The 15772-nt window shown below is 53.5% G+C and carries 15 protein-coding genes, 1 tRNA gene and 2 rRNA genes (1 of these 18 only partly in view); 5 read left to right on the top strand and 13 right to left on the bottom strand.

Annotation, left to right across the window (positions count from 1 at the left end; genetic code table 11):
* The 4 genes from FE240_RS18750 (at position 1) to FE240_RS18735 (ending at position 6145) form a co-directional block, all read left to right on the top strand.
* Positions 1–2124 carry a hypothetical protein gene (locus FE240_RS18750; protein WP_193002866.1) on the top strand — a complete coding sequence of 708 codons (2124 nt, stop codon included), beginning with the start codon at positions 1–3 and terminating at the stop codon, positions 2122–2124.
* A complete protein-coding gene (locus FE240_RS18745) occupies positions 2121–2561 on the top strand; it encodes a hypothetical protein (RefSeq protein ID WP_014611808.1) in 441 nt (146 codons plus the stop codon). Before FE240_RS18750 ends, FE240_RS18745 begins: the two co-directional genes overlap by 4 nt.
* Positions 2562–2675: 114 nt before the next feature.
* Entirely contained in the window at positions 2676–2936 is a 261-nt protein-coding gene (locus tag FE240_RS18740) for a hypothetical protein (protein ID WP_193002865.1), read from the top strand.
* 134 nt (positions 2937–3070) lie between these two features.
* Positions 3071–6145, top strand: coding sequence for a TrlF family AAA-like ATPase (locus tag FE240_RS18735; protein WP_193002864.1), 3075 nt, complete (start codon positions 3071–3073; stop codon positions 6143–6145).
* A gap of 228 nt (positions 6146–6373) precedes the next feature.
* On the opposite strand, the gene hemB is transcribed toward FE240_RS18735, so the two are convergent.
* The 10 genes from hemB to FE240_RS18685 all read right to left on the bottom strand — a co-directional run bounded on the left by hemB (position 6374) and on the right by FE240_RS18685 (position 14535).
* Positions 6374–7390 carry a porphobilinogen synthase gene (gene hemB / locus FE240_RS18730; RefSeq protein WP_193002863.1) on the bottom strand — a complete coding sequence of 339 codons (1017 nt, stop codon included), beginning with the start codon at positions 7388–7390 and terminating at the stop codon, positions 6374–6376.
* Between the two features lie 11 nt (positions 7391–7401).
* The gene (locus FE240_RS18725; protein ID WP_042044607.1) at positions 7402–8181 is read right to left on the bottom strand and encodes a TatD family hydrolase; all 780 of its coding nucleotides are present in this window, start codon (positions 8179–8181) and stop codon (positions 7402–7404) included.
* A 99-nt stretch (positions 8182–8280) separates the two neighbouring features.
* Positions 8281–9039, bottom strand: coding sequence for a twin-arginine translocase subunit TatC (gene tatC, locus FE240_RS18720; RefSeq protein ID WP_042044608.1), 759 nt, complete (start codon positions 9037–9039; stop codon positions 8281–8283).
* The gene (tatB, locus tag FE240_RS18715) at positions 9036–9449 is read right to left on the bottom strand and encodes a Sec-independent protein translocase protein TatB (protein WP_042044609.1); all 414 of its coding nucleotides are present in this window, start codon (positions 9447–9449) and stop codon (positions 9036–9038) included. The genes tatC and tatB overlap by 4 nt, the downstream gene beginning before the upstream one ends.
* A gap of 3 nt (positions 9450–9452) precedes the next feature.
* Positions 9453–9698, bottom strand: a complete 246-nt coding sequence (gene tatA, locus FE240_RS18710; RefSeq protein ID WP_042044610.1) for a Sec-independent protein translocase subunit TatA — start codon at positions 9696–9698, stop codon at positions 9453–9455.
* 42 nt (positions 9699–9740) lie between these two features.
* On the bottom strand, positions 9741–11378 hold the full coding sequence (gene ubiB / locus FE240_RS18705) for a ubiquinone biosynthesis regulatory protein kinase UbiB (RefSeq protein ID WP_042044612.1): 1638 nt from the start codon (positions 11376–11378) through the stop codon (positions 9741–9743).
* Complete coding sequence (locus tag FE240_RS18700; protein ID WP_042044614.1) at positions 11378–11986, bottom strand: ubiquinone biosynthesis accessory factor UbiJ; 609 nt, start codon at positions 11984–11986, stop codon at positions 11378–11380. Before FE240_RS18700 ends, ubiB begins: the two co-directional genes overlap by 1 nt.
* Before the next feature lie 9 nt (positions 11987–11995).
* A complete protein-coding gene (ubiE, locus tag FE240_RS18695) occupies positions 11996–12748 on the bottom strand; it encodes a bifunctional demethylmenaquinone methyltransferase/2-methoxy-6-polyprenyl-1,4-benzoquinol methylase UbiE (RefSeq protein ID WP_042044616.1) in 753 nt (250 codons plus the stop codon).
* Between the two features lie 64 nt (positions 12749–12812).
* Positions 12813–13190 (bottom strand): fluoride efflux transporter CrcB, encoded by a 378-nt coding sequence (gene crcB / locus FE240_RS18690; protein ID WP_042044617.1) that lies wholly within the window; start codon positions 13188–13190, stop codon positions 12813–12815.
* 79 nt (positions 13191–13269) lie between these two features.
* Positions 13270–14535, bottom strand: coding sequence for a cytosine deaminase (locus FE240_RS18685; RefSeq protein ID WP_042044618.1), 1266 nt, complete (start codon positions 14533–14535; stop codon positions 13270–13272).
* 181 nt (positions 14536–14716) lie between these two features.
* Here FE240_RS18685 and FE240_RS18680 point away from each other — a divergent pair, with 181 nt between their 5' ends.
* Positions 14717–14923: a hypothetical protein gene (locus FE240_RS18680; RefSeq protein WP_042044619.1), complete on the top strand. Its 207-nt coding sequence runs from the start codon at positions 14717–14719 to the stop codon at positions 14921–14923.
* Between the two features lie 276 nt (positions 14924–15199).
* On the opposite strand, the gene FE240_RS18675 is transcribed toward FE240_RS18680, so the two are convergent.
* From FE240_RS18675 to FE240_RS18665, 3 genes are all read right to left on the bottom strand, one after another.
* Positions 15200–15275 (bottom strand) — tRNA-Thr (locus tag FE240_RS18675).
* A gap of 45 nt (positions 15276–15320) precedes the next feature.
* Positions 15321–15435, bottom strand: a 5S ribosomal RNA gene (gene rrf, locus FE240_RS18670).
* A 103-nt stretch (positions 15436–15538) separates the two neighbouring features.
* A 23S ribosomal RNA gene (locus FE240_RS18665) occupies positions 15539–15772 on the bottom strand (it continues 2656 nt past the right edge of the window).

Here is a 15772-nt window from a genome sequence, read left to right as displayed (position 1 = left end):
ATGAAACCACTATTACATTTGCCAATTGAAGCACCTAGTTCACTCAGCCTTTACACCCAAGATGTGGAACGATTAGTCAGAGAGCATAACTGGGACAAATTGAACCAAGTACCTGTATGCATAGATCAACATCAAATATTAAGAGCATACTTCGGCCAAAATCGCTGGGATTGTAGCCCATATGCCTCGGATAAAGGCAGTGATAAAAACCAAAGAGAATTTGATTTCTCTTATTTAGTTGACTCGCCTAACTTGCTTCTTGAAGCAAAACTTATAGCCTATGGCTGGCTATACGAACAAGGGCATTGTTTTGGACATAAATGCAAACTATCCACTTTGACATCTAGGTTTAATATTGGTTTAAAAAGAGCGTTAGTCAGCTTAAAAAATAACGGAGCCAATAGTTTTAGTGAATTAAACAACCATGATGTCTGGCAAAAGTTTGAAATAGATTTGCAAAATGAGTCATTAAGCAAACGCACTCTTGAACTCGCTTTCACAGCTATTCAATCAGTTGAAAGGCTGAATCCGTGGCTACCTTTTCAGTTAATATTACCGAGCATCAACTATAGACAGCTGGCAAAAAAGCTTGCAGATCAAGAAAAATTAGAGCATAGACAAGCACTCGCCATACCACAAAATTTAGTGAACCTACTTTACGGCCAAGCTGTCAGTGACGTAGAAAAAGCATGGCCACATAAGACAAAACTCGCCCAACTCGAACGCGATTTACAATCAAACTATGATACTGGCCGTGCAGCAGTAGACTATAAGCTAGCCATCGGTAGATGGAAGTGGCTTTATGATGTGGAAGGCAGGCTTAATAGCAAAAAATACGTTGAGGAAATCAACAAAGCGACTCCTCGTTCGCAATCTGAAATCATCATGGAACATCTTGGTGGAACAGGATTACTACCAGATAATAGTGTTGATGGGAACTGGCTATTTACATGGCGAGCGAATCTTCAAGCCGCTTGTTTTGTATGTTGTGGCGCATTCAGCGGGATGAGAGTTAGCGAACTGTTTGAACTCCATGAGGATAGTTTTCGCACTTACTCTATCAACGGACAAATATTTCACTCTATATCAGCGGCAACGCATAAGCTTGCTGCTGGTAGAAAAAAAGAAGAGTGGCTCACCAGCCCTATCGTAGAAAAAGCCATATCGCTCGCAATTTCATTAAGTGCATGTGCCCGTGAACAATTGGTAAAACTTGCAGCACATAGTAGCGATCCTGGGCAAGTTGATAAATTATTGGAAATATCAAGTAACTTATGGCTTAGCCAAGCACAACGGAAAAACTTGCCAATCCTCATATCTCGCACAAAATGGAACGACAAACTAAAAAACTATGCAAAAAGAGTTGGTGCAATCGTTGATGAAAAAGCATTGTCCGAATGCCGCCAACTCAATCCCAAGAATGGCGGGGCCATAGAAGACAAAGTTAAACTGGGTAAGCCTTGGCCTTTCCTTACACATCAATTTCGACGCACTTTTGCATGTTTTGCCGTCCGCAACGGACTGGGCCACCCTATATCTATTAAGCAACAATTCAAACATATCCATGTTCGCATGAGTGAATGGTATAGCAATGGCGCAATCGAATCCCGCCTACAGGATATAAAGGTAGACAGTGAGCTAATTAACTTGCTCAACGAAGTAAAACTTGAACAAACAACGGCGTACTTTGATAAATGGTTCAATAGTGATGAAAAGCTAACGGGAAGCTTTGGTAAGGCTATTGTCGCCATGCGTGACGACAAACCTGTGATCTATAGCAACTGGGATAGCTTGTATCGATTGATTAAAGAGAAACGATTAACTTTACATGGCACCCTACATAGCTATTGTAAAAATGGCTATGAATGTGACATGGATGGAGTAATAAATGCCGCATTCTGCGTCGATTGTCGTGGCGGTGGTAGCGTCGTGGATGATAAAAAAGCGTCGTGGTGGCAAAAGAAACATCAAGCGTTGAGTAGCTATCTGAAGCAGCAATCCGATGTTAGCCATGCAGAGTATGCTCACTGTATTACACAGATTCGAGCTGCTGAGAAAGTGTTGAATGATTTTGGACTGAAATTTGAAAAATATCAGCACCCATTGCAGGTTATCGATTTATGAAAAAGTCAGAAAATACACTTCTCAAGCTTGAAGCAGCTTTGCTGCGAATCATCGAACGAAAAACCAAACGAATACCCGATCACCGTAAATTATCGGTTCGAGCTGTAGAGGAAGAAGCCGGATTAGGAAATGGCAGTTGCTATTACTACCCAGATTTCAAGCTCAGAGTTCAATCAGAAGTACAAAAGCTAAAGTGCCTTACGCCTGATACAGCAGTTCAGTCCGATGTCGAGATTTTGAGAGAAAAGCGCAACCAAGAAAGAAAGATAAAAATTCAGTATCGTGAAAAAGTTGCTGTATTGACCCAAAGATTAACGTCAATGGCCGCAGAACATCATCAACTAAGTCATGCTCTAAGGAGTGCTCTTTCACGTATTGAAGATCTTGAACTTCAGATAGTTGAGCTCAAACAGAGCCAGATTGTGAGAATCAAGTGATTGTATACCTGAGCTAGTTTTACTGCCCTTTGCTAGCTAAACTAGCCAAACAAATAGAGCCAGGAAAACTTTCACATGTGAAAGTTTTCCTGCTTAACCTCAAAGGCAGAGAAGATGGGTAGAAAACTTGAAGACATCATTGCAGAGCAGCCTCAAGAGGTCGTTTACATCGCTAAAGAGATAGCGTCGAAGCAGTTGATTCAGCTTCGTCTGATGGAGCTACTAAAGCGTATCGGTGCTGATGCAAGTTTCCAAATTGATAGCTGTACGGTCGATAGCCTACAGCGGTTGAAACAAATTGTTGAATCAGGCGGAGGAAAACTCTGTCTTCATGTTGACCTATCTGACGGCTCACATGATGGTTTCAAGTTATGACCCCCAGTTTATTCATTATGGCAGCTGAACAAGACATGCAAGGTCGAGATGCTCACCAGCAGCTGCAAATGCTAATTTCAATGATTTTTGAGCGAGTTCACAAACAAGCTCTTTTGACATACAAGGACTAGTAAATGGCCAGTAGTAAATATCCTCTTGGTTCTGAATGGCGTAAGTGGGATCTACATATTCACACACCAGCATCTTTTCATTGGAACGGCCCAAGGTTTAACTCGAATCCATACGCACCAGAAAATGCATCTTTAGTAGACGAAATGATCCTAGCAATGAATGCAGCTGAGCCCGCGGTATTTGCAATTATGGATTACTGGACTTTTGATGGATGGTTTGCCTTAAAACATCGTCTAAAACAAGCTGATGCCCCCAAACTAGAGAAAACCGTATTTCCTGGTATTGAGTTACGTTTAATGGCTCCCATGAGGGGAAGACTAAATGCACACGTTCTTTTTTCTGACAAAATACCTGACCAGGAACTAATTGATTTTAAAAGCAAATTACAGCTTGCTCTTATAGATAGACCGTTGTCCGATACCGCCTTGATACAAATTGCGAGAAGTGCTCCACAAGATAAGTTACGCCATCATGGGTTTGATCAACAGAGTGTTACTCAATCTGAGAGTAAGGCTCTCGAGGCCGGATCAAAAATTGCTGAGGTCACATGCGAAAGCTACCAAAAAGCTATTAGTAGCGTGAGTGAAAACCAAGCTATCGGTTACATGCCCTTTAATACTAACGATGGTCTTACTGAAATCGAACGTAACGAACACTACGCGTATTCTTTAACCCTTTTTAAGTCCTCCCCAATATTTGAAACAAGAGACTACGCAACATGGGCTGCGTTCGCAGGTGTCAGAGTCACTGAAAATCAGCGTTGGTTTGATGCTTTTCAAACAGCACTAAATAATTCCCCCCGGCTTGCAGTTTCAGGTAGTGACGCTCATAGATTCAGAGGAGAACCTGGAAATAATGACCGTAGAGGATATGGTGACTACCCATCAGAAAAAGCAACGTGGATAAAAGCAAATCCTACATTTGAAGGATTAAAGCAAGCGATAAAAGAACCAGCAAAGCGATCCTTTATTGGTAGTATGCCCCCAAAACGAAAACTAGTGAGTGAAAATAAAAGCCGTTTCATTGAAAGAATAGAAGTAAACAAATCACCTAAATCATCACTTAACGACTCTTGGCTCGACCAAACACAATTATTTATAAACCATGATTTAGTGGCAATTATAGGTAATAAAGGTAGTGGCAAAAGCGCATTGGCTGATATTGCAGCTTTACTTGGGAACTCAAAACAAAGCCACCACTTCTCTTTTTTAAAAGAGAATCGATTCAGAGGGAAGACTGGCGAGCCAGCAAGTAATTTCAATGCAAAAGTAATATGGGGTGATGGAAAAGTACTGGAAAAAAATCTAAATGAAAATCCAGCAACTGAAAACGTTGAACTCGTAAAGTATATTCCCCAAGGCCATTTTGAAGAACTATGTAATGCGCATGTGTCTGGCCAGTCAGATGCATTCGAAAAGGAGCTGAGAACTGTTATTTTCTCACATGCTGATGACTCTATTCGCTTAGGTGCTCATGACTTTGACCAGCTTATTGAAAAGCAAGAAAGTTCACTTCGAAGTAAGCTTGAAAGCTATCGCAGTACATTGCACAAGGTTAATGAACAGATATCTTACCTTGAAAGTCAAATGACAGATGAAGCACGGAAAATTCTCGAAGAACTATTGGCTCAAAAGCAGAGGCTACTGCAAGAACTCACTAAAGTTAAGCCCGAAGCGGTTCCTGAGCCAAAGAATGAGCTTACTGCGGAACAACAAAAAGTAGCGGATCAGCTTGCATCGATTAGCCAAGAACTAGAAGAGTTACAGCGCCAGCATGAAGCAAATCGAGAAGAGTTAACAAAGCTAGCTGCTAAGAAAAAAGCATGTAAGAACATCGAAGCGGGTTTTGAAATTGTCAAACGTGCATTAAGTCAATTTACATCTGAATTTAGCTCTGACGCCCAACTTCTAGGCCTGGATGTAGAAAAGCTAGTTACGCTAAAAATTGATGAAAAAGTCATTTCAGATTTAGGACAAGCTTGTACTAAGCGGGACAGCGAACTAAAAGAAAGTCAATTAGATATTGATGCTAAGAAGCAATCCCTTACTGATAATAAAATCCCACTAAACGCGCAACTAAATGCACCTCAACTAGCATTTCAGCAATATAAAGAACAAGTTAAAGCTTGGGAAGAAAAGAAAAATTCATTGTTGGGAACTAAAGATGAGCCCGACTCATTAGAGGGTGTAAAGTATAGAAAAGCCCAATTAGATCTTCTTCCAATTCAAAGACAAGAGTTACTTGAACAACGAGTGCAACTAACCCGTCAAATATTCAGAGCTCTTGATGAGCAAAAGGCGAATCGCGAAGCACTTTTTGAGCCAGTTGAATCTCTTATCCAAAGCAACGCCCTGATCCGTGATGAATATAAGTTGCAATTTAGGGCAGAGCTAAGTAGTACAACAGATCAAATTTCAAACAAACTATTCTCTATAGTAAAACAAGCATCAGGAGAATTTAGAGGAGAGACAGAAAGCCTGTTAGTAATCAAAGAGCTAATGGATAGACACGATCTTGATAATGAAGACTCGCTTATTAGCTTTATTCTGGAGTTATATAAAAAACTAGAAGATGCGTCTAAGAATCCCGCTGGAATAGCATCTCTTTTGCGTAAAGATCGTTCATCAAATGAAGTTTATGACCTCATATTTGGCCTGAGTTATCTAGAGCCAAGGTACACATTGATGTTTCAAGGTGCACATATTGGACAGCTTTCTCCAGGCCAAAGAGGCGCATTGCTATTAATCTTCTATCTACTAGTAGATAAAGGCAATACACCTATTATCTTGGATCAACCGGAAGAAAACTTAGATAATGAAACAATTGTTAGCCTACTTGTACCTGTCTTAACTGAAGCAAAACAAAAGCGACAGATCATTATGGTTACACATAATCCAAACCTCGCCGTTGTGTGCGATGCAGAGCAGATAATTCATTGCGAATTTGACAGAACAAATGGTCATAAAATCACATACACACCTGGGGCTATTGAGTGCAACATAATCAATAACAAGGTAGTTGATGTACTTGAAGGAACGATGCCAGCTTTCAATAATCGTAGAATGAAGTACATGTAAGCTCGCTTGCTTAGAGATCTGGAAAAAGTTATTAAAAATACTCACTGATGAGGACCATTTAACACAAACTCTGGAAACCCAAGATTCCGATATCAACACCAAGCATTGTAAGGGTTTCCAGATTTTCTGTGCCGTTGTAATGTGGGAGTAAGCCAGCACCATGCGCTGACCACTTGCCGCCATGAGAAAGGGGAGCCGATGGCTCCCCTTTTTGTTGGACTGCGTCCCTTAGCGGCGCTCTTCCTGCAACCACTGCGCCACCCGCTTGGCGAAGTAGGTGAGGATGCCGTCGGCACCGGCGCGCTTGAAGCAGACCAGCGACTCCATGATGCACTCCCGCTCTTTCAGCCAGCCGTTCTGAATGGCAGCCATGTGCATGGCGTACTCGCCGCTCACCTGATAGGCGTAGGTCGGCACGCCGAACTGATCCTTGACCCGGCGGATCACGTCGAGATATGGCATGCCCGGTTTCACCATGACGCTGTCGGCCCCCTCACTGATATCAAGCGCCACCTCGTGCAGCGCCTCATCGCTGTTGGCCGGGTCCATCTGGTAAGTCGCCTTGTTGCTCTTGCCCAGGTTGCCAGCCGAGCCGACCGCATCGCGGAACGGGCCGTAGTAGTGGGAGGCGTACTTGGCCGAGTAGGCCATGATCTGGGTGTTGACGAAGCCGTTGGCCTCCAGCGCAGCCCGGATCGCCCCGATACGCCCATCCATCATGTCGGAGGGGGCCACCATGTCGGCCCCGGCGGCGGCATGGGAGAGCGCCTGCTTGACCAGGATCTGGGTGGTGATGTCATTCATCACGTAACCCTGCTCGTCGATGATGCCATCCTGGCCGTGGGTGGTGAACGGGTCCAGCGCCACGTCGGTGATGACCCCCAGCTCGGGAAAATGGGCCTTGAGGGCGCGGGTCGCGCGCTGGGCCAGCCCCTCCGGGTTATAGGCCTCTTCCGCCAGCAGGCTTTTCTGCTCCAGCGGGGTGACCGGGAACAGGGCCACGGCCGGCACGCCGAGGGCGACCAGCTCGGCCGCCTCTTTGAGCAGCAGATCGATGGAAACCCGCTCCACTCCCGGCATGGAAGCCACCCCCTCGCGGCGATTCTCCCCCTCCAGCACAAACATGGGATAGATGAGGTCATCGACCGTCAGCAGGTTCTCGCGCATCAGGCGACGGCTGAAATCGGTGGCGCGGGCACGGCGCAGACGGCGGCCCGGGAAGGTGCCCGGCAGGGTAATGGCCATAAGCTGGTCTCCTAGAGTGGAAGTTGGAACAAGGCCACCGAGGCGGCCCGGCTATGGGCCAGCAGGGCCTCGGGCGTCTCGTTGCGGCAAGCCGCCACCACGCGGGCGATGTGCGGCAAGAAAGCGGGTTCGTTGCGTTTGGGGCGCGGACGGATATCCCGTGGCACCAGATAGGGGGCGTCGGTCTCGATCAGCAAGCGGCCGGCGGGAATGCGCGCCACCTGGCGCCGCAGGTCATCGCCGCGCCGCTCGTCGCAGATCCAGCCGGTGACCCCGATGTGCAACCCGAGGGCCAGACACTCGTCCAGCTCAGCATCCGAGCCGGTAAAGCAGTGCAGCACGGCGCCCGGCAAACGGGATAGCCAGGGGCGCAGGATCTCGACAAAGCGGTGGTGCGCATCACGGCAGTGGAGAAACACCGGCATCCCCAGCTCGGCGGCAAGCGCCAGCTGGGCATCGAAGACGGCGTCCTGCACCGGCCGGGGCGAGAAGTCGCGATTGTAGTCGAGACCACACTCACCGATGGCCACCACCTGGGGCTGGGCCGCCAGCGTGCGCAGGGCAGGCCAGGTCGCGGCATCTACGCTCTTGGCGTCATGGGGGTGAACCCCTGCGGTGGCAAAGGCGAACCCCGGCCAGCGAGCCGCCAGGGCGGCGCTGTCGCGGCTGCCAGCCAGATCGGTGCCGGTCAGGATCAGGGCCTCGACCCCGGCCTCGCGGGCGCGGGAGACCACCTCCTCCTGCTCATTGGCAAACTGGCTGCTGGTGAGGTTCACCCCTATGTCGATCATGGTCGGCTCGTGCTCCCGAATACCCTCAAACGGTATCTATCTTTTTGGTCGGGCCTTACCATACGCCTCATGATCGGCCCTGAAAAGAGGAAGGGGGCCTCAGCCCCCCTCCTGTGATGCGTCTTCCTGACGCTCCTCTTTACGCACGTAGAAGCGAGCGAAGAAGAGGCCGAGCTCCCACAGCGCCCACATGGGGATCGCCAGCAGGGTCTGGGAGAAGACATCGGGCGGCGTCAACAGCATGCCGACCACGAACACCCCGACGATGACGTAGGGGCGCTTCTCCTTCAGGCTCTTCGGGGTGGTCACCCCGGTCCAGCACAGCAGTATGGTGGCCACCGGGATCTCGAACGCCACCCCGAATGCAAAGAACAGGGTCAGCACAAAATCGAGGTAGCTGGCGATGTCGGTGGCCACGGTCACCCCGGTGGGCGCCGTGCTGGTGAAGAAACCGAACACCAGCGGGAACACCACGTAGTAGGCAAACGCCATGCCGGTGTAGAACAGCACCGCACTGGAGGCCACCAGGGGCATGATGAGGCGCCGTTCATGCTGGTACAGGCCGGGGGCGATGAAGGCCCATGCCTGATAGAGCAGGTAGGGGATGGCGGCAAAGAAGGCAACCACCAGGGTCAGCTTGATGGGCGTCAAAAACGGCGTCGCCACGTCGGTGGCGATCATGCTGGTGCCCTCCGGCAGCTGGCTGAGCAGCGGCTGGGCGACAAAGTCGTAGATGGCGTTGGAGAAGTAGACCAGCGCCAGGAACACCAGCACGATGGCCGCCAATGAGCGCAGCAAACGGGTGCGCAGCTCGATCAGGTGGGTGATGAGAGGCTGTTCGCCCTGCGGATGACTCATGGCTTGGCCTCCTGCTTATCCTGATCCTCTGGCTTCGCCGTGACGGGCTCGGCAGCAGGAGCAGGATTGAGCGTGGTGAGCGACTCCGCCTGCGCCGCTTCCGGTGTGGCCTCCGGCTGGGCGTAGGGGCGGTTGACCGACGCCGCCGCAGAGCGCAGTTCATCGAGCGACGCTTGCAGATCCGGGCTTAAGTTCTGCATGTTGAGCTGCTCGGCCTTCTTCAGGTCGTTGTGTAGCTCCTGGATGCGCAGCTCCTCGGTCAGCTCCGCCTTCACCGCGTTGGCGGTGCTACGGATGAGCTTGATCCAGTGAGCCAGCGTCCGCACTGCCACCGGCAGCCGCTCGGGGCCGAGCACCAACAGGGCGACCACACCGACCAGGATCAGCTCCCAGAAACCGATGTCGAACATGGTTTAGGCCTGATCTTTGTCTTTCTGCTGCTGGGCATCCTGCGGGGTCTGGCCCTGCTCGGCGATCTTCTTCTGCTCGAAGTCGGCATCGCGGGAAGGGGCCGCCGGCTCATCGTCGGACATCGCCTTCTTGAAGCCCTTCACGGCCGCACCCAGATCACCGCCGATACCGCGCAGCTTCTTGGTGCCGAACAGCAGCACCACGATCAGACCGATGATGAGAAGTTGCCAAATACTGATACCACCCATGTGTGTCTCCTTGTGCGCTCGTCGGGGCGCGCCGTTGTTGTGTTAGTGGGAACGAGCCTTGAGCCAGCCGGCCAGCCAGCAGGCCGCCGCGGCAACCAGGCTCGTGCTCCCCCAATCGGGCTGATGCACCGAGTGGAGAATGATGCCGCCCAGCAACAGGGTTGCCCCCATGCCGAGCAGATAGCGTGCCTGTCCCTGGCGGCGGCTGTGACGGCGAAACTCGTCGAACAGCCGATCAAAATGGTGTTGCTGACTGCGGGTCTGGCGCAGGGTCTCATAGACCAGTTCCGGTAGCTCCGGCAATTTCTCTGCCCAATAGGGTGCCTTTTCCCGAATGGCATTCAATACCGCTTTAGGGCCAACTTGCTCGCGCATCCAGCGCTCGAGGAAGGGTTTGGCGGTCTGCCACAGATCCAACTGAGGATAGAGCTGACGCCCCAGCCCTTCGACATAGAGCAGGGTCTTTTGCAGCAGCACCAGCTGCGGCTGCACCGTCATGTGGAAACGACGGGCGGTGTTGAACAGGTTAAGCAGCACATGGCCAAACGAGATCTGGTCGAGTGGCTTCTCGAAGATGGGCTCCAGCACGGTGCGGATGGCGAACTCAAACTCCTCGACCTTGGTGTCGGCGGGCACCCAGCCCGACTCCACGTGCAGCTGCGCCACCCGCTGGTAGTCGCGGTTGAAGAAGGCAAGAAAGTTCTCGGCCAGGTAGCGCTTGTCTTCCCGGTTGAGCGTGCCGACGATGCCGCAGTCGATGCCGATCCAGAGCGGGTTCTCCGGGTGCTCATACGAGACGAAGATGTTGCCCGGGTGCATGTCGGCGTGGAAGAAGCTGTCACGAAACACCTGGGTGAAGAAGACCTCGACCCCGCGCTCGGCCAGCAGCTTCATGTTGGTGCCATTGGCTTCGAGTGCGGCGAGGTCGGAGACCGGGATGCCGTAGATGCGCTCCATCACCAGCACCTGCTGGCGACAGTAGTCGGTGAACACCTCGGGCACGTAGAGGGCGTCGGAGCCGGTGAAGTTGCGGCGCAGTTGGATGGCGTTGGCCGCCTCGCGCATCAGGTTGAGCTCGCCCTCTATGGTCTTGCGGTACTCTTCCACCACCTCGACCGGACGCAGGCGCGAGCTCTGGGGCACGAAGCGGGCCACCAGACGGGCCATCGCCATCATCAGCCGCAGATCCGCCTCTATGGTGGTCTCGATATCGGGGCGGATCACCTTGATGACGATCTCGCGGCCATTCTCCTTCAACCGCGCCGTGTGCACCTGGGCGATCGAGGCTGACGCCAGCGGCGTCTCATCGAAATCGTCGAACAGGCTCTCGATGGGAGCCCCCAGAGCCGCCTCAATCTGGCGCCGCGCCTCCTGGCCGCAAAAGGGCGGCACCCGATCTTGCAGCAGCGCCAGCTCCTCGGCGATGTCCGGCGGCAACAGGTCGCGCCGGGTCGAGAGCATCTGACCAAATTTGATGAAGATGGGGCCGAGGGCCTCGAAGGCGAGGCGGATCCGCGCGCCACGGCTGTGCTCACCGCTGCGGTTTTTCAACCAGAACAGGCTGCGGCGTGCCAACCGGCCCGGCCAGGGCTGATAGCGCGCCGGCACCAGTTCATCGATGCCGTGCTCGAGCAGGATGCGGGTGATCTGGTAGAGGCGGGAAAACTCCTTCGGGGTCATCAGGCCACCTTAGCTTCGAGGCGGGCCAGCCGCAGCTCGGTTGCCTTGAGCCGGCTCGCCAGTGCCTCCACGTCATCGCCGAAACTCGCCACCTCGAGGGGGCCAGGGGCCAGACGCAACTCCTCGGTGAGATACTCTGCCAGCTGGGTGCGGCTGCGCCGCAACTCGAGCCCAAGCAGGGAGCGGGCCTTGCGGGCACCGGCAAACAGGGTGTGAGCCAGCACATCGCCGGTATAGCGCGACAACTGCTCCTCCCAATCGATGGCCAGCTCGCCGAACAGGCTGCCAAAGGCTTGCACCAACTGGGGATCGCCTTCGATATCGAGGCGCTCCTCACGGATATAGCGGGTCAGGGCCGAGGGGTCTCGCAACAGACCGAGGGCCGAGAGCGACAGGGAGAGCCCGGCGTCGGCCTCTCCCTCATAGCGGGCCAGCACGTCGACCCGGCCGGAGGAGAAGATAAACCAGAGCGGCTTGAGCTCGCGCACATCGAGGCGCAGGGTCTTGCCAATCAGTTTCTTCTGGCGCTCGGCGGCGCTGGTATCGCGGGCCAGCAACTGGTTGCAGGCGGTCTCGACCGCCGCGGTGATGAGGGCATCCATCGGCATGGGGGCGACCTAGAACTTGTAACCGCGGTGCAGAGCAACGATGCCCTGCGTCAGGTTGTAGTACTCCACCTCCTCGAACCCCACCTTCGCCATCATCCCCTTGAGGGTCTCCTGGTCAGGGTGCATGCGGATCGACTCGGCCAGGTATTGATAGCTTTCGCTGTCATTGGCCACGATCTCGCCCATCTTGGGCAGCAACTTGAAGGAGTAGAGGTCATACAGCTTGGCCATCACCTCGCTCTCGGGCTTGGAGAACTCCAGCACCAGCAGGCGTCCGCCCGGCTTGAGCACCCGGAACATGGAGGCCAGGGCTTTATCCTTGTCGGTGACGTTGCGCAGGCCAAAGCCGATGGTGATGAGATCGAAGTGGTTATCGGGGAACGGCAGTGCCTCGGCGTTGGCCTGTACATAGGAGACATTGCCCGCGATACCGAGGTTACGCAGCTTGTCGCGGCCCACCTTGAGCATGGAGTCGTTGATGTCGGCCAGCACCACCTGACCGCTCTCGCCGACGATGCGGGAGAACTTGGCGGTCAGGTCACCGGTTCCGCCGGCCAGATCCAGCACCCTCTGCCCCTTGCGGACGCCGGAGCAGTCGATGGTGAATCGCTTCCACAGACGATGAATGCCGAACGACATCAGATCGTTCATCAGATCGTACTTGGCAGCGACCGAGTGGAACACACTGGCAACCAGCGTTTCCTTCTCCTCGGCGGCGACGGTTTTGAAGCCAAAATGGGTGGTGGCAGCCTGCTCAGACATCCTGATGTACCTGTAGACCAAAGATAGGGCGCCAGTTTATCAGAGCTCGCCGCATCCGGACACCTCAACCCCGGGCGGGGACCAGCTGCATGGCGACGTAAACCATCAGCAGGCAAAGCGCCACGTTGAGCAGAATGTTGAGACCGGCTTTGAACCAGTCACCATGCTGCATCAGCACCATGGTATCGAGGGCGAACGATGAGAAGGTGGTCAGCGCCCCGAGGATACCCACCATCAGCAGCGGCTTGAGCGGGTGCTCCAGCACGTGGCCGTGGCTGATCAGGGCATAGGCCAGCCCCATGATGAAAGAGCCGACGAGGTTGACGGTCAGGGTGCCATAGGGGAAGTGGCGGCCCAGCAGCCAGGCCATCAACTCTCCGATCCCAAAACGCAGGCAGGCTCCCACGGCCCCGCCGGCGGCGATCAGCAGCCAGGTTTGCATCAGTCACTCCTCATGAAAATTGGGCCCATTATGCCCCCTCGACAGCCACCGCGACAGGGGCGGCAATTAATCGCGAGGCTCAGCGGCGAAAGTCGACCACCTCAGTGGTGCCGAGCTGCAAGGTGGTCGTGGCGGGGCAAGTCTGCGCGATCACCTTGCCGTGGCGAATCGAGTAACGCACCGGCACTTGGCGGCGCACCGCGTCGAAACCGCTGTCGGCCGGCAGGATCAATAAGTTGGCCGGCTTGCCCTCCTCCAGACCGTAGCGATCCTGAATGTGCAGGGTGCGGGCACTGTGGTGGGTGATGAGATCGAGCCCCTTGTCGATCTGCTCGTAGCCCATCAGTTGGCAGACATGCAGCCCCATGTGCAGCACCTGTAGCAGGTTGCCGGTGCCCAGGGGATACCAGGGGTCATACACGTCGTCATGACCGAAGCAGACGTTGATACCGCTCTCCAGCATCTCCTTGACCCGGGTGATACCGCGCCGCTTGGGGTAGCTATCAAAGCGCCCCTGCAAGTGGATGTTCACCAAGGGATTGGCCACGAAGTTGATGCCCGATAGGCGCAGCAGACGGAACAGGCGCGAGGTGTAGGCCCCGTTGTAGGAGTGCATGGCGGTGGTGTGGCTGGCCGTGACCCGCTCGCCCCAGCCACGCTCCAGCGCCAGGGTGGCCAATGTCTCGACGAAACGCGACTGCTCATCGTCAATCTCGTCACAGTGCACATCGATCAGGGTATCGTAGCGCTCGGCCAGCTCGAACATACGGTGCAGACTCTCAACCCCGTACTCGCGGGTAAATTCGAAATGAGGAATTGCCCCCACCACATCGGCACCGAGGCGCAGCGCCTCCTCCAACAGACTCAGCCCATTCGGGTAGGAGCGGATCCCCTCCTGGGGAAAAGCGACGATCTGCAGCTCCACCCACTCCTTCATCTCTTCTCGCACCTCCAGCATCGCCTTGAGGGCAACCAGATGGGGATCGGAGACATCGACATGGGTGCGTACAAACTGGATGCCGTTGGCGATCTGCCACTTGAGGGTCTGGGTTGCACGGCGCTTGACGTCGTCATGGGTCAACAGCGCCTTACGCTCGGCCCAGCGTTCGATCCCTTCAAACAGTGTGCCCGAGCGGTTCCAGCTTGGCTCACCGGCGGTCTGGGTTGTATCGAGATGGATATGGGGTTCGATGAAAGGCGGAATCGCCAGCCCCCCCTCCGCATCCAACACGGTGGCTGCCGGTAGCGCCTGCCCCATGGGCATGATGGCGCGTAAGACACCCTGCTCACACAAGATTTGCCATAGGCCTTCCTGGCCCGACAGGCGGAGATTCTGAATCAGCATGACATTGTCCTTGCAATGAGTAGGCAGGAGTAGGAACGAGCTGTTAGCAACCTTAACGGGAACGTCGCCATCCTGTCATCTCATAGTGCCAATCTGAAAACGCTACCAAAAAATGAGTATGTTCAGCTTTTATACAGCGGGTCGGAATTATCCTTCTTGGCAGCAAACGAGGAGACATAACATGAACGGACGTCTTACTGAAATCGGCAACGCAAGCCAATTCCACGAATACCTGAGCACCATGGGGATCCACAGCAACCCGCCGCTCGACATGATCAAAGAGAGCTGGGAATACCGACGCGACGATGAAATCGTGGCTCTGGTAAAGCGCGAGCGTAGCGGCCAAACACGCTACTACCTCAACGCTCACCGACTGTGTCGCCACTAAGAGAGCATCGGTTCGCGGTTCTCCTCTAGATGAACCAAGATGCTTTCCATGCAAGAGCCCTTCCTTCAGGTGGGGCTCTTTCATTTTGGATGATGTCTGAAAACAGAAAGCCCTGAGGACTCCTCAGGGCTTCTCTGGATGGGCCCCGTCCAGCGGTGAAAGCCCCCTCTGCAATCTCATCGCCTGCCTTTAAGAAGGTGCACAGGCCCATGATATGGATGCTTGCGCTAGAACCAATGCAAAAAGGCCTTCCCGTTTGGGAAGGCCTTCTTTATATGGTGCTGATACCCAGAATCGAACTGGGGACCTCATCCTTACCAAGGATGCGCTCTACCGACTGAGCCATATCAGCACAAAACCGGTCGAAACAACGCGCCGCGTCATCTCTAAATTGGGTGCCTGGCAGTGTCCTACTCTCGCATGGCATCTGCCACACTACCATCGGCGCTACAGCGTTTCACTTCTGTGTTCGGCATGGGAACAGGTGGGTCCACCGCGCTATGGCCGCCAGGCAAAATCGTAATCCGAAAAGCTGAGTGCACTCACGATACCCATCGCAAGCACTAAAGTCGTTCTCGCTTGTCACAAGCGCTCAAAACACTTCTTGGGTGTTGTATGGTTAAGCCTCACGGGTAATTAGTACGGGTTAGCTCAACGCATCGCTGCGCTTACACACCCCGCCTATCAACGTTGTGGTCTCCAACGGCCCTTTAGGACCCTCAAGGGGTCAGGGATGACTCATCTCAGGGCTCGCTTCCCGCTTAGATGCTTTCAGCGGTTATCGATTCCGAACTTAGCTACCGGGCAGTGCCACTGGCGTGACAACCCGAACACCAGAGGTTCGTTCAC

The organism is Aeromonas simiae, assembly GCF_014892695.1.
GTDB lineage: Bacteria > Pseudomonadota > Gammaproteobacteria > Enterobacterales > Aeromonadaceae > Aeromonas > Aeromonas simiae.
This window is presented reverse-complemented; position numbering and strand designations above follow the sequence as displayed.